11 protein-coding genes are annotated in these 13,890 nt (G+C 62.4%); 4 read left to right on the forward strand and 7 right to left on the reverse strand.

All coding sequences use genetic code 11. The annotated features are described in order from the left end of the window. Positions 1-25: 25 nt before the first annotated feature. Positions 26-667, forward strand: a complete 642-nt coding sequence (locus tag EKL15_RS13365; RefSeq protein ID WP_147840038.1) for a GNAT family N-acetyltransferase — start codon at positions 26-28, stop codon at positions 665-667. A gap of 11 nt (positions 668-678) precedes the next feature. On the opposite strand, the gene EKL15_RS13370 is transcribed toward EKL15_RS13365, so the two are convergent. Then, positions 679-2,094 (reverse strand): pyridoxal-dependent decarboxylase, encoded by a 1,416-nt coding sequence (locus EKL15_RS13370; protein ID WP_147839787.1) that lies wholly within the window; start codon positions 2,092-2,094, stop codon positions 679-681. A 101-nt stretch (positions 2,095-2,195) separates the two neighbouring features. Between EKL15_RS13370 and EKL15_RS13375 the strand changes: the two genes are divergently transcribed. Beyond that, the gene (locus EKL15_RS13375; RefSeq protein ID WP_089186122.1) at positions 2,196-3,071 is read left to right on the forward strand and encodes a LysR substrate-binding domain-containing protein; all 876 of its coding nucleotides are present in this window, start codon (positions 2,196-2,198) and stop codon (positions 3,069-3,071) included. On the opposite strand, the gene EKL15_RS13380 is transcribed toward EKL15_RS13375, so the two are convergent. Next, complete coding sequence (locus EKL15_RS13380; protein ID WP_203089744.1) at positions 3,068-4,453, reverse strand: CoA transferase; 1,386 nt, start codon at positions 4,451-4,453, stop codon at positions 3,068-3,070. The two genes, EKL15_RS13375 and EKL15_RS13380, sit on opposite strands and share 4 nt — an antisense overlap. A 61-nt stretch (positions 4,454-4,514) precedes the next feature. After that, positions 4,515-6,698 (reverse strand): glycoside hydrolase, encoded by a 2,184-nt coding sequence (locus EKL15_RS13385; protein ID WP_203089747.1) that lies wholly within the window; start codon positions 6,696-6,698, stop codon positions 4,515-4,517. 501 nt (positions 6,699-7,199) lie between these two features. Here EKL15_RS13385 and EKL15_RS13390 point away from each other — a divergent pair. Both EKL15_RS13390 and mgtA read left to right on the forward strand, forming a co-directional pair. Then, positions 7,200-7,898 (forward strand): MgtC family protein, encoded by a 699-nt coding sequence (locus EKL15_RS13390; protein WP_025303346.1) that lies wholly within the window; start codon positions 7,200-7,202, stop codon positions 7,896-7,898. Between the two features lie 243 nt (positions 7,899-8,141). Next, positions 8,142-10,841, forward strand: coding sequence for a magnesium-translocating P-type ATPase (gene mgtA, locus EKL15_RS13395; protein ID WP_060439685.1), 2,700 nt, complete (start codon positions 8,142-8,144; stop codon positions 10,839-10,841). Positions 10,842-10,889: 48 nt separating this feature from the next. Here mgtA and EKL15_RS13400 read toward each other — a convergent pair whose 3' ends face one another. From EKL15_RS13400 to EKL15_RS13415, 4 genes are all read right to left on the reverse strand, one after another. Further along, a complete protein-coding gene (locus tag EKL15_RS13400; protein ID WP_060420642.1) occupies positions 10,890-11,663 on the reverse strand; it encodes a DUF3307 domain-containing protein in 774 nt (257 codons plus the stop codon). 2 nt (positions 11,664-11,665) lie between these two features. Continuing rightward, the gene (locus tag EKL15_RS13405) at positions 11,666-12,262 is read right to left on the reverse strand and encodes a hypothetical protein (protein ID WP_087763101.1); all 597 of its coding nucleotides are present in this window, start codon (positions 12,260-12,262) and stop codon (positions 11,666-11,668) included. A 206-nt stretch (positions 12,263-12,468) separates the two neighbouring features. Then, entirely contained in the window at positions 12,469-12,648 is a 180-nt protein-coding gene (locus EKL15_RS13410; RefSeq protein WP_019453520.1) for a hypothetical protein, read from the reverse strand. Positions 12,649-12,743: 95 nt separating this feature from the next. Next, positions 12,744-13,853: a YbdK family carboxylate-amine ligase gene (locus EKL15_RS13415; protein ID WP_203089750.1), complete on the reverse strand. Its 1,110-nt coding sequence runs from the start codon at positions 13,851-13,853 to the stop codon at positions 12,744-12,746. Between the last annotated feature and the right edge of the window lie 37 nt (positions 13,854-13,890).

Below are 13,890 nucleotides of genomic sequence, written 5' to 3' on the forward strand. Positions count from 1 at the left end.
CCTTCCTCATTGGCAGCCGGCAGGCCTGCCCGGGCACAGGTTGCTGCAAGGGCGGTTTTGCCGCCTTGAACCCCTTAGCCTTGAGCGCTGGGGGGATGAGCTCTATCGGGCTTACCAAACCGCCGAGGACGACCGAGACTGGACCTATCTGTTTTGGGAACGGCCGCAGACGTGCGAGGATTTTCAGCGTTACCTCCAGGCTCAGGCGTCCAGCGCTGACAGGAACACGATGGTAGTGGTCGATCAGGCGAACGGGCGCGCCGTGGGCACCTGCGCTTTTTTGCGCATCGATCCCGGCAACGGCGTGGCCGAACTGGGCACCATCAACTGGTCGCCGCTGATGAGGCGCAGCGCGCTGGGCAGCGAGGCGATTTTCCTGATGCTGCGGCATCTGTTTGACGATCTTGGCTATCGGCGCTGCGAATGGAAGTGCGATAGCCTCAATTTGCCTTCGCGCCAGGCCGCCGAGCGTTTGGGGTTCCGGTACGAAGGCACTTTCCGCCAGGCGGTTGTCGTCAAAGGGCGCACGCGCGACACCGATTGGCTGTCGATCATCGACGCGGAATGGCCGGCGCGACACGCCGCCTTTGCCGCCTGGCTGTCGCCGGATAACATCAGCGATGACGGGCGGCAAGCGCGGCGTTTGCAGGCCTTCCAACTCGAATAGCGCCGCGCGCCTTAGGCCGTCTCTGGCAGACAGTGGCGCAGCGAGTCCAGCGCCAGCCGGATGTCCCGTTCCTCCGTCATCCAGTTGACCAGCGCGGCGCGGATCCCCGGCTGATGGCTATAGGTCGTTGGGGTGCAACGCACCACGCCGTGCCGGTTAAGGCGCTCGAGAAAGCGATCGCGCGCCGCTTCGCTGTCGCCCTGCGGGCGGCTGAGCGCGAAGCACACCACGTTCAAATTCACCGGCGCCAGCAAATGGAAACCGTCGTCGGCCGCTAACGCCGCGCCCAGCGCCTGCGCCAATCGGACGTTGCGCTCGACGATATCCCGTATGCCGCTGCGGCCATAGGCTTTCAGCGTCAGCCAGAGCGGCAGGGCGCGAAAGCGCCGCGAATTTTCCGGCGTCAAATGCAGATAGTTGTCCGGCCGCGGCGTCGGCGCTTCCAGGTAGGCCGAATGGTTCTGAAATACCTGCATCTGCAGATCCAGGTGGCGGGTAAATTGGATCGCGCTGTCATAAGGCACGTTCAGCCATTTGTGCGCATCGACGGTGATGGAGTCCGCCTGTTGCCAGCCTGCGAGTCGTGGTGCATACAGCGGCGAACAGGCCGCCACGCCCCCGAAGGCTGCATCGACATGCAGCCAAAACGGATAACGCTCCCGCAGCGCCAGCAGACGCGGCAGATCGTCGAAGGCGACGGTGTTGACCGTGCCGGCGCTGGCCAGCACCAACGTGGGGCGGCCAGCGCCGGCGGCGAGCTGCCGCTCCAGCGCCGCCATATCCATGGCCTCAGACTCCGGCAGGCTGGCGACGGTCGTCAGCGCGTCGCGGCCGATGCCGAGCATGCTGAGCGCCTTTACGCTGCTGGCGTGCGGATTGGCCGCCAGCACCCGGATGGGCCCCAGCGCCGCCAGGCCCCGTTGGGCAATATCCACGCCGTGCTGTTGGCCCAGCCACTGCCGGCCAATGGCCAGCCCGGCGAAATTGGCCATGGTGGCACCGCTGACCAGGCTGCCGCTGAACGCTTCCGGCAGGCCCAGCAGGGATTTCAACTGCGTCACGGCGGCCAGTTCGATCGCCGCGGCGATCGTATCATGGCTGAGCTGGCTATTTTGGTCTGTCACGCTAACCAGCCAGTCCGCCGCGACCGCCGCCGGGGTGCCACCGCCGGTGACGAAGCCGAAATAACGCGGGCCGGCGCTGGCGGAAATGCCCGCCTGATAACGCTGCCAAAAGTCATCCAGCGCCGCCAGGGCGCCTTCACCGTTTTCCGCCAGCCGATCGTCACCGGGTTGCAGCTGCTGTTGCGCGAGCGGTGGGCAGACCGATCGCTGCTGCAGCCCGGCCAGAAAATCTTCCGCCAACTGGCGGGTGTGGTCGAGGATCTGCGGAAACTGTGTAAGATCCTGTTGTAAACGTGGGTGCATGGCGGCTCCGAAGCATCAGGGATAGATGGCATAAACATAGAACAGTTGCCTGCGGGCCAAAATCGATGAAAAATAACCTTTTTGGATAATCCGGCTAACCAGTGATGAGTGAACGCCTTCCCCTGCATGTCTTGCCGACCTTCGTTATCGCCGCCAGGTTGGAGAATTTGCGCGCCACGGCGCAGCAGGTGCATTTGACGCATGGTGCGGTCAGCCAGCAAATCCAGCTGCTGGAGCAGGCGGTCGGCTATTCGCTGTTTGAACGGCGCGGGCGCGGTGTGCGTCTGAATGCGGCCGGGAAAGAGATGCTGGCGGCGGTAGAGCCGGCGCTGCAGGCGCTGCAGCAGGGCGTTGCCCGCGCCCGGCGCGCCGCGGCAAGCCAGACGCTGCGTATCAGCGTGCTGCCGTCTTTTGCCCATTACTGGCTGTTGCCGCGCCTGCCGGCCTTCCATGAAGCCTGCGCCGATATTGCGCTGGATATCGATGCATCGCTGACATTGCAGGATCTGTCGCAGCGCGGATTCGATGCGGCGATCCGCATCGGTAACGGTCAGTGGGCGGGACTGCAGGCACAGCGCATCGCGTCGGGCGATGTGCTGCCGGTCGCCTCGCCGGACATGGCGCGGCAATGGGGAACGGCATTCGAGAACGGCGGCGATGTTCCCTTGCTGGAGCACGACGTCAGCCCCTGGCGCGCCTGGTTCAATACGCAAGGGCGCTCGCTGTGCGGGCGGCAACAGGCGTTGTTCAACGATGCCGGATTGTTGATTCGCGCGGCCGAGCAGGGGTTTGGCATCGCGCTGGCGAAAAAGTTGCTGGTGCAGGATGCGATCGCCGCCGGGAGGCTGGTGGCGCTGGCCGCGCCCTGTCGCCTGAGCGATGACGACGTTTATCTGGTGTGGCCGCAGACCGCCGGGTTGACGCCGGCGGTCTTGCGGTTGCTGCAGTGGCTGCAGCAACAGTTGGCGGCTATTTAACGGCGCAGCCAAGCCGGCTGCGAGGTGCCGAGCGCGGTCGCTGGCAGCGCCCATTGCAGCGCCGTGCCCTGCAGGCTTAACGGGGCGCGCAGACGTTGTGCGGCGCCCCAGTCGGTCAGTTCCGTTTCCGGGTTTTCGTCGGCGGGGCCGGCCGGCGTCAGGGCTTGCGGCCGATAATGCGCCGGATAGGGATGCGCCAGCAGCAGTTGCGCCGTGCGCGCCAGCGACAGCCTTGCGTGGTAGCCGGTGCCGCGGCTCAGGCGCTGCGCCATACCGGTCAGCACCGCCGCCGCCATCAAATAGCCGGTGGCGTGGTCCAGAGCCTGTACCGGCAGCGGCACCGGCAAACTGGCGCTGCGCCAAACCATGCCCGCCTCCGCCAACCCGCAGCTCATCTGCACCAGGCTGTCAAAACCGCGCCGGGTGCGCCACGGCCCGCTCCAGCCGTAGGCATTCAGACAGACGTCGATCAGGCCCGGCGCCAGCGCGCGTCTTTCCTCCGCGCCATAGCCCAACTTCTCCAGCGCCCCGGCACGGTAGCCATGTACGATCACGTCGGTGTTTCTCAGCAGATGTTCAAACGTATGGCGATCGTGCGCATTGGTCAGGTTGAGGCGTGCGCTGCGCTTGCCCAGCATCACCTCGTGCTCGACGCCGGGCTCATCCCAACCGTAAGGATCGATGCGCAGCACGTCGGCACCTAAACCGGCGAGAAAACGGGTGGCGATCGGCCCGGCGAGAATACGCGTCAGATCCAGCACCCGCACGCCGTGCAGCGGCCGGGCGATGGGCAGCGCCCAACCCGGCGGCGGCGCTTCCGGCTGCAGCGAGGTGTGGATCAAGGGTTCGAGCGCCACGCTCTTGCCCTGAATATGTTGCCGCCACGCGGCCGCCGAGCGCATTTGGGCCGCACAGCCGCCGGCTTCGATCACTGCTTGCTCCAGCTCGCTCTTTTTCCAGCTCAGCACGCGCGCCGCCAGCGTGCCTTTGTCCGATGCAGGGCCCAGCACCTGTTCCACCGCCCGCCGATGGTGCGGCGCATTGGTATGCAGGCGTATCCAGCCGTCTGCTGTCTCGTAGTCGCCGGCCAGGGCGTCCCAGACCGCAGGCAGCGTCCAACCCAGAGGACGCAGCGTCCAGCCAAACCAGAGCGAGGCCAGGCGTTGATCGACCCAGACCTGCGGCGCCTCGGCTGCCTTGCGGCGAAGCAAGTCGGCGCAGGCCAAACCGGCGGCGCTCCAGGCGGCGGTAGCCAATTCGGTGACGGGAAAAGCCGAAGGCAATGCACCGGTACCGCTTACGGTTAACCGGTCGCAGGGCGCGGGGCGCTGCCCGAGGCTTTGCCAAATCTCGTCGAGCAGAGTGTGGATCAGAGGCGTCATCGGCCACTCCTTGCGGGTCGTCGGAAATATAGCCTAGCGTAGCCCACCGCCGGCGACCTTGCTAAGGCGCAACGTCGAACGTGCGGCCGTCGGCCAGCTTGGCGCGCAGGCTGTGGGCCGCTACGCCGGCGAACGGCTGCGCGCTGAAGTTGGCGGTCAGCGTCGACCCGTCGCTAAACGTCGTCTGTTGCACCCAGCCGTCCCGATCGAGCCAGCGGAAGTCGGTCAGCGCTTTGTCCCACAGGGCCTGATGCAGCGGCCGGAAGGCGGCGTCGGCGCGTTTGATCGCCGGCAGGCGGGCCGTCAGGGTGGTGCGGCTCAGATGGAACATCGGCGCAGTGTTGTACAGCTGGCTGAGCAGACTGCGGGTGGTCTGAACGTCGCTGAACTTCAGGTTATCGTAATTCCAGTGGTGGCTGCTGACGATCGCATCGTGGAAAACGGCCTGGTACAGAGGCAGGCGGTAACGCGGATCGAATTCGACGGTGCGGTAGGGCTGTTTCACCTTGGCGGGGCGGAAGAAAAATGCCGGTTGGGCGTTGGGCCACCAGGCGCCGAGATAATAGGGCGAGGATTTATCCTGATTCATCTGTTTATCGCCCCAGCCGAATCCCCAGGTTTCCATGCCGTGGGCGAACATCAGGCTGCGGGCGGTCACCGCATTGCCGTCCTCCGAGCCGAGCGGCAGCTTAAGGGTGGCACTGAACCAGGCCAGCCTGGCGTTGCGCGCTTCGGCCATTTGCGCCGCGCCGGTCGGGTGGTCGGGCTGATAGTCGTCGGAGACCATGCCGGTGCCGTCCACGTCGAGAAACAGGCTGTTCAACCCGGCCAGTTGCACCAACTCGCGCATGCGCTGTTGAGAATAGGGCAGGACGCAGCCCGGATTGAGGTAGTAACCCTGTTTGCCGAAGCCGGGTTTCTTGCTGCCGTCGGCGCGCACGATGGCGCAGGTTTCCCGCAGCGTCGTCGGCAGTTGCGCGGTGAGCCAGCTGTCGTTCACGCCGCGTGGAATGGCGGTATCGTAGGAGTCGTAGCTGGCGATCAGATAGCCGGCCGCTTTGGCGGCGGTTACCGCCTGCGGGTGCAGGAAGGCGGCGGTCCAGTTATCGGTGCCCAACCACAGGCGCGGCAAACCCGCCTGGCGCAGCGCATCGATCACCGGTTTGGCCAGCCCTTGCCCCCAACGGTCCGCCGGGGTTAACCAACGCCCCAGCTCTTGCTGTGCCCGCTCCCGCACCGCAGCGGCCTGGCGCTGCTGTGCCTGCAGAAAATCGGCGTCATCCGGCGTGGCGCCCAGCGGAATTTGCGCCGTCAACGCCTGGTTGATGCCGTCGATCAGGGGCTGTTGCTGCCAGCTCTCCGGTGTTTTGCCCGCCAACTGCAGCAGGAGCTTTCTGCTCTCGGCATCCATTTGTTGCCGCAGCCCGGCGGCGGCCGGAGAGGCAAGGTAGTGCAGCAACCCCGGCCAATCTTTGACGTCTTCCGCCGCCAGCAGTTTGTCGCCCCACAGGTAGACATGGGTGGCACCGATCAGCTTTTCGCCTTCGGGCGCCTGCTTTATCTTCTCGCGCAGGCTGCTGAACTGGCCGCTTTGTTGCAAATAGTCGCGGTAGCGGCGGGCGCCGGACAGCGGGGTGTCGCCGACGTGCAGCAGCACCTCGAATGCCTGCTGTTGGTTGAAGCGGTTGAACTGATGCCCGGCGCGCATCTCCAGCTTTTCCTGCGCGGCGGCGAAGGTGACCCGGTTGCTGAACGGCGTCAACATCAGCCAGCTGTAGACCTTGCCCTGGTATTGCTGGCTCCACAGCGGCAGCTTCAGATCCCAGTTGGTATCCAGCGGCGTCATTTCCGCCGTCAGGTAATGGCGCCAGACCGCGTCGTCGAGCGGAATGCGGCTGCCTTCGCCGATCGGCAGCAACAGCGTTTCCGCCTGCGGCGGCAGGCGGTACCAGTTCAGAAGCTGTGGCCGGTCGCTGCTGAAGCTCAGGCGCAGATCGCCGTCCTCCAGCCTGGCGCTAATGTTGATTGCGCTCTGCGGCCAGCGCCAGCTGGCGCGTTGTGGCGACGCAGTGAGATCCGCCACCTGTTGCGCGGGCTGCGCCAGATTGACCGGCACAGCGCCGGCGGTAACGCGCAGCGTGGCGGGATCGAGTTCAAACTGCGCGTCGCCTTGCTGCAGCAGCAGGGCATCGGCGGGAAAGCTGACGAGCAGCGCGAGCGCGAGCGGGGAAAGCCGGTGTTTCATCGGGGGCGTCCTTGAAAGATGAAGGAGGACAGTTTACCGATAAGCGCACTGGCGCCCAACGTTGTCGCTGCCTATTTGTGACATCGAAATATGATCGCGGTATTCCAGTTTATTTTTCGTTTAATAAATTAACCTTTACTTCATTACCTGACGTCACTATACTCAGCCAAAATTTCGGTGGAGAAACCCAATTGGACAGTTGTAGTTGTAATAAAACAAATAAGGCAAGCTGACCAATTCTCTTCTGATTTGTTGCTTGCCGTTATCGGCGGGCAGCACCCCTCTCCAGTTATTCCTGAGCTGTGCATACCCGAATAAAAAACGTGTCCTGAGGCCTGGCGGTTTCAGGTGAATTGAGTTGGACGTTATTATGGTATTCTGCAGCCACAGCCTTTTCCCTCCAGGCACAGCACGCTGATTCGCTGATTTATTTTCGGCGCGACTTTGCGTGTGCTAAACAGCACATGATTTTATCTCCTGCGGTTAATTAAGGGGACAGTCATGGCTATGACTCCTTTCGTTTTAAATTTATTGCTGGCAATGTGCCTGGGCGCGGTGATTGGCGCCGAGCGCCAGTGGCGCCAACGTATGGCCGGCCTGCGCACCAATGCGCTGGTAGCGACCGGCGCGGCGGTCTTTATTCTCAGCTCCATGTCCACCGATCCGGCCAGCGCCGGCCGCGTGGCCGCGCAGATTGTCTCGGGTATCGGCTTCCTCGGCGCCGGCGTTATCATGCGGGAAGGGCTGAACATTCGCGGCCTCAACACCGCCGCCACGCTGTGGTGTTCGGCGGGGATCGGCGTCCTGTGCGGCCTGGGCCAGCATTGGGATGCGGTGGTCGCCACGCTGGTGATCCTGTGCGCCAATATCCTGCTGCGCGAAGCCGCGCAGCGCATCAACCTGCAGCCGCATCAGCAGGCGACCGATCTGGAACTGTGCTATCGCATTCAGGTGACCTGCGGCGAACAGGATGAAATTCTGGTGCGCACCCTGATTCTGCAGGCGCTGAACGGCGTCGCCTTGCGGCTGCAGTCCTTGCGCAGCGCCGATATTTCCAGCCCGGGGCAATTGGAAGTGTGCGCGGAAATTACCGCTACGCCGGCTGCGCAAAAAGAAATTGAGGGTATTGTCTGCCGCGTCAGCCTGGAAAAAAGCGTGAGTGCCGTTCGCTGGCGCGTCGCGTCTGAATTACCGGTCTGATTAATTATATAAATATTTACTAACTTGATTATATGTTCAGGTTTATTCAGGCACGCCTGAATAACGCGGGACATTAAGGAGGCGTTATGGACGATGACCCCGGAAGGGAAATGATTTCTGCGTGGCTGACAGGGTAATCACGCTATTCAGTCACGCTAATTAAAAAATTCCACTCTGCGCACAGTCACCTGTTTATCGGGCGGGATATCTCTGTGCGCAGAACGAAAATAAGAGAATAGCGTTATGACTCAGATTAATGAAAGAACGCGTCGCCGTGATAAAGACGCGGTGACCTACGCCATTGCGCAAGAGGCGACCAACAGCATCGCCCAAACGCTGGCGAACCTTAAGTGCAACCGCAACGGCTTGACCCAGGACGACGCCGATGAGCGGCTGGAGCAGTTCGGCGCCAACCAGGTCGCCCACGACAAGGCGCCGCATGCTTTGATTCAGCTGATCAAGGCCTTTAACAACCCATTTATCTTCGTGCTGATGGTGCTGGCTGCGATCAGTTTCTTTACCGATTATTGGCTGCCGCGCCAGAGCGGTGAAGAAACTGAACTCACCGGCGTTATTATCATTCTGACCATGGTCACGTTGAGCGGGCTGCTGCGTTTTTGGCAGGAATACCGCACCAACAAAGCGGCGGAAGCGTTGAAGTCTATGGTGCGCACCACCGCCACGGTGCTGCGCCGCAGCAGCTACAGCGCGCATCCGCTGACGCTGGAAGTGCCGATCCGCGAACTGGTGCCGGGGGATATCATTCAGCTCTCCGCCGGTGACATGGTGCCGGCCGACGTGCGTCTTATCGCCTCGCGCGATCTGTTCATCAGCCAGGCGATTTTGACCGGCGAAGCGATCCCCATCGAGAAATACGATGCGATGGGCAACGTGGCGCAGAAGTCGAGCGACGGGGAGGTATCCAGCGAGAACGCGCTGCTTGAGCTCTCCAATATCTGCCTGATGGGCACCAACGTCGCCAGCGGCACCGCCACGGCGGTGGTGGTGGCGACCGGCGGACGCACTTACTTCGGCTCGCTGGCCAAGTCGATCGTCGGTTCGCGGGCGCAAACCGCGTTCGATCGCGGGGTGAACAGCGTCAGCTGGTTGCTGATTCGCTTCATGCTGGTGATGGTGCCGGTGGTGTTGCTGATCAACGGCTTCACCAAAGGCGACTGGAGCGAGGCGGCGCTGTTCGCACTGGCGGTGGCGGTCGGCCTGACGCCGGAAATGCTGCCGATGATCGTTAGCTCCAACCTGGCGAAAGGGGCGATCGCCATGTCGCGCCGCAAGGTGGTGGTGAAGCGCCTGAACGCCATTCAGAACTTCGGCGCCATGGACGTGCTCTGCACCGACAAGACCGGCACCCTGACCCAGGACCGTATCATTCTCGAGCACCATATCGACGTCAATGGCGCCAGGGATAACGAGGTGCTGCACCTGGCCTGGCTGAACAGCTTCCATCAGAGCGGCATGAAGAACCTGATGGATCAGGCGGTGATCCGTTTCGGTCGCGGCAAACCGGGGATCGAAGCCCTGGGCCGTTTCAGCAAGGTGGATGAGCTGCCGTTCGATTTCGTGCGCCGCCGTCTGTCGATCGTGGTGGCGGATGAGAATGGCAAGCAGCAGCTGATCTGTAAGGGCGCGGTAGAGGAGATGCTCGAGATCGCCACTCACGTGCGTGAAGGCGACAAGACGCTGGAACTGGACGACGCGCGCCGTGCGGCGCTGCAGGCGCTGGCCCGCGAGTATAACGAAGACGGTTTCCGCGTGCTGGTGCTGGCGACGCGCGAGCTGGATGCGCAACGCCCGGCCGACCCGCTGAGCGTGGCCGACGAGCGCGACATGGTGGTGCAAGGGCTGCTGACCTTCCTCGATCCGCCGAAGGAGAGCGCGCAGCAGGCGATCGCCGCGCTGCAGGAAAACGGCGTGACGGTGAAGGTGCTGACCGGCGACAACCCGGTGATCACCTGCAAGATTTGCCGCGACGTTGGGCTGGAACCGGGTGAACCGCTCTCCGGGCTGCGAATTGAACAGATGGATGACGAAGAACTGGCGCGCGAAGTGGAGCAGCGCACGGTCTTCACCAAACTGACGCCGCTGCAAAAATCGCGGGTGCTGAAAATGCTGCAGGCCAACGGCCATACCGTCGGCTTCCTCGGCGACGGCATCAACGATGCGCCGGCGCTGCGCGACGCCGACGTCGGCATTTCGGTCGACACTGGCACCGATATCGCCAAGGAGTCGGCGGACATCATCCTGTTGGAAAAGAACCTGATGGTGCTGGAAGAGGGGGTGATCAAAGGGCGCGAGACCTTCGGCAATATCATCAAGTACCTGAACATGACCGCCAGCTCCAACTTCGGCAACGTGTTCTCGGTGCTGGTGGCCAGCGCCTTCATCCCGTTCCTGCCGATGCTGGCGATCCATCTGTTGATTCAAAACCTGATGTACGACATTTCCCAGCTGTCGCTGCCGTGGGACAAGATGGATAAAGAGTTCCTGCGCAAGCCGCGCAAGTGGGACTCCAAAAACATCGGGCGCTTTATGCTGTGGATTGGGCCGACCTCGTCAATCTTCGATATCACGACGTATGCGCTGATGTGGTACGTGTTCGCCGCCAACAGCGTGGAACACCAGGCGCTGTTCCAGTCCGGCTGGTTCATTGAGGGGCTGCTGTCGCAAACGCTGGTGGTGCATATGCTGCGCACCCAGAAGATCCCGTTCATTCAGAGCACCGCGGCGCTGCCGGTGTTGCTGACCACCGGGTTGGTGATGGCGCTCGGCATCTACATTCCATTCTCGCCGCTCGGCGCCCTGGTTGGCCTGCAGCCGCTGCCGTGGGAATACTTCCCGTGGTTGGCCGCTACGCTGGTCAGCTACTGCGTGGTCGCGCAGTTGATGAAGCGTTTCTATATCCGCCGCTTCGGCGAGTGGCTCTAAGCCGCCTCGGCGTTCACTTCGGGGGCGAAATTCTTCGCCCCCGCACCCCTACAGCAGTTTGTTGACCAGCAGGCCGAGCATGATGGTCAGCGTGAAGGAAAACAGCGTGCCGAGCAGCACATACTCGGTGCGCATCTTATCGTCGCTCTGGCGCAGATCGCCGAAACGAAAGATAGATTTGGCCGCCAGCAAAAAACCGATCGCCGGGATTTGCCCCAGCAACACAAAGGTCAGGATCAGCGTTCTCTCCAGATAGCCAATCTGTTTGCCCGCGCGCAGCAGCGAGTCGTTGTCGGCCTTGGCCGAAGGCGGCATTTGCGGCGTCCAGCGCGCCAGCAGCTGCCCGATCAGCAGGCTCATCGGCAGATAAATCAGACTGTAGGCCACCAGCACCAGGCCGGTTTGCCAACGCCCCAGTTGCCGCCCCAGCGCAGCGAGCAGTTCACCGGCGTTCGGCGTCAGCCCCAGCCACAGCAAGGCGATCACCGCCAGATGCAATCCCTGATCGAGCAGGAAACTGCGGGCCGGGCTCAGGCGGCTCATCGCGGTGACTTTCAGCAGATCGATCAGGTAGTGGCTGACGGCGATGACCAGCAGGCTGGCCAGCACCTGAAATGAGGAAAGCCCGCCGTGCAGCAGGCCGAAACCGGCCACCACCCAGGCGGCCAGCACCCCGTGCAGCAACGCGTGCAACACCAGAAAACGTGAACGTGCGCGATGTTGGATTTTATCTTCCACCCAACTCAGCGGCTGCAGCGGAAAATCCGCCAGCAGATGGACGAGCAACAGCCAGGCCAGCAAGGGCGCATAGGTCAGATCCATAGTCAGACGATCCTGTTAATGGCGTGAATAAACCGCATGATTTCCTCGTAGGCCGCGCGTTTCAGCGCGGCGGAGACCGTGGAGGCGGCTTTCTGCAGCTGGTCCGCCACGGCGGCGCCGCTGTCGGCGAACATTCTCGCCTGAACGATGCGCGCTTCGGCCTGTGACAGGCGGCCAATCACATGATCTAACATCGGCAGCAGATCGCTGACAATGGCGTTTGTCCGATCGTTGTCGGTTTTCAGAGCCAGCCGGCAATTTTTTGCCATGGCGTCCAGCGCGCTGCCGGAATTGATAAAGGCGCTGCCGTAACCGGTGGCGTCGGGCCGTTGGCTACCCAGCCCGATGGCGATGCGCGCATCCCAGTGCGTGGCACCCATCGCCCGCAGCGCGAGGCGAATGTACACCGCCAGCAGCAGCCCGTCCTCCGGGGCGGCCTGCGCCTGGAAGGCATCGCCGCGAAAGATTTCCACCTGATGCAGCCGCCCGTCGCGCCGTAGCCGATCGAGCAGGCTATGCAGCCCATTGAGGTAGTTGACGGTGTCTGACCGGCGAGAATCGACCAGATCGCCGCTGATAACGCTGATTGGCGTCGGCATGGCGTGTTCCGTTGTTTGCAGAGGGATGACTATAAATTCGCACCTGGATGCGAATATGTCAATAATTCGCCTGTGGATGCGAATTTATCAGGTTTTCGCCTGTGAAGACGAAACGAGGCAGAGTGGGGGATGAATGGCCGGGAATGCGCGGGCCTGTCAGGCTCGCCACCGGCGGCGTAGAGGAAAAGTGGCCGGCGACCGGCCGTTCAGAAGCTTTTAACCAGCACCTCACGCGGCATTTCGCTGCCGTGTTTCAGCAGGTGCTCAAACGAACGTTCGCTGCTTTTCAGCTGTTGCAAAAACTCTTGCGGCGACAGATCGTGTTTTTTGCCGCTCATGTAAGCCAGCGCCAGTTCTTTTGCCTGATAGCGGGAGAAGTTGTACATGGTGTCCTCGATACGGTGAATGTCAGTGCTCACGATTGTAGCGAAAGAGCACATAATGAACAGTGGCTTTAGCGTATGGAATCGATAGCTGAAACTTAACTTGCCGGCTGCAACAGCTCGTCGCACAGGCGCTTGATCACCTGAGCCTGCGGCAGGCCGTTGTGCAACATCTGACGGATATGCTCCGAATCGCTAATGCCCTGGCGGACATGGCGCTCGACCGCCTGCAGCACGGCCCGATCCTCCTGCCGTTCGGCGCAACCGCTCAGCGCTTCGAGCGTGTGAAGGATGTGGGCGGTCAGGCTGCTGCGGCGCAGCGTCGCGGGATCGACGTATTCGGCGGCGAAACCGCTGCGATAGGCGTTGATCTTGTTGTAATGGGTGAAGGCATCGTATTCCGGCGCGATCGGCGTCCGGCGCCGCAACAGAAAATCAGCCAGCAGACGGCAGTAACCGACCAGCAGCACGGCGTGCGCGAGGCGCAGCGGCGTATCGCAGATGCGGATCTCCACCGTACCCAGCTCCGGTTTCGGCCGCGCATCCCAGTAAATATCCTTGACGCTTTCAATCACGCCGGCGGCGTTCAGCCGTTCGTAGTAGGCGTTGAATTCGCGCCAGCTGTAGATGTGTTCCAGGCATCCGTAGTTGGGGAAGGAATTCTGGGCGCTGAAACGGGAGCTGGCAAAGTGCGTGTCGACGCCCTGATACAGCGGCGACGAAGCGCTGAGCGCGATCAGCTGCGGAAAATAGGGCGTCAGCGCATGGCACAGGTACATTGCCTCGTCCCCGTCGTTGACGCCGAGGTGAATATGTTGGCCGAACACGCAGGCCAGCTTGGAGAGATAGCCAAAGCGGCTGGCCAACTGCCTGTAGCGCGCGCTGTCGCTGATGACCTGTTTGCGCCAGTCGTTGCTGAGATGGCGGCCGCCGCCGCAGACGTCGCAGCCCAGGCGCTGTGCGCTGCGCCGGACGGTATCCGTCAGGGTGCGCAGCTCGGCGTGCAGCTCATCGAGATCGCGATGCACCGAACTGTTCAGCTCCACCATCGATTTGGTGAGCTCATGTTTGACGCGCCGGCGATCGCCGACCGCGCTGACCACCCGATCGGCCCGATCGGTGAGATCGTAGCGCTCGTCATCGACCAGCTGCAGCTCTATTTCGGTGCCGATGGAGAGCCTTTGCGAACGTTTGAATGTGAGCGGCATGGTGCCTCCCCCCAATACGCAACGTTAATTCAGTATA

This window comes from Serratia sp. 4542, from assembly GCF_016805595.1.
GTDB classification, from domain to species: Bacteria; Pseudomonadota; Gammaproteobacteria; order Enterobacterales; family Enterobacteriaceae; genus Serratia; species Serratia nevei.

What these genes read in the sequence shown, in the direction of transcription:
- EKL15_RS13370 (WP_147839787.1), bottom strand. Translation starts at nt 2,094, where the DNA reads ATGCACCCACGTTTACAACAGGATCTTACACAGTTTCCGCAGATCCTC.
- EKL15_RS13380 (WP_203089744.1), bottom strand. Translation starts at nt 4,453, where the DNA reads ATGACGCCTCTGATCCACACTCTGCTCGACGAGATTTGGCAAAGCCTC.
- EKL15_RS13385 (WP_203089747.1), bottom strand. Translation starts at nt 6,698, where the DNA reads ATGAAACACCGGCTTTCCCCGCTCGCGCTCGCGCTGCTCGTCAGCTTT.
- EKL15_RS13390 (WP_025303346.1), top strand. Translation starts at nt 7,200, where the DNA reads ATGGCTATGACTCCTTTCGTTTTAAATTTATTGCTGGCAATGTGCCTG.
- mgtA (WP_060439685.1), top strand. Translation starts at nt 8,142, where the DNA reads ATGACTCAGATTAATGAAAGAACGCGTCGCCGTGATAAAGACGCGGTG.
- EKL15_RS13400 (WP_060420642.1), bottom strand. Translation starts at nt 11,663, where the DNA reads ATGGATCTGACCTATGCGCCCTTGCTGGCCTGGCTGTTGCTCGTCCAT.
- EKL15_RS13405 (WP_087763101.1), bottom strand. Translation starts at nt 12,262, where the DNA reads ATGCCGACGCCAATCAGCGTTATCAGCGGCGATCTGGTCGATTCTCGC.
- EKL15_RS13410 (WP_019453520.1), bottom strand. Translation starts at nt 12,648, where the DNA reads ATGTACAACTTCTCCCGCTATCAGGCAAAAGAACTGGCGCTGGCTTAC.
- EKL15_RS13415 (WP_203089750.1), bottom strand. Translation starts at nt 13,853, where the DNA reads ATGCCGCTCACATTCAAACGTTCGCAAAGGCTCTCCATCGGCACCGAA.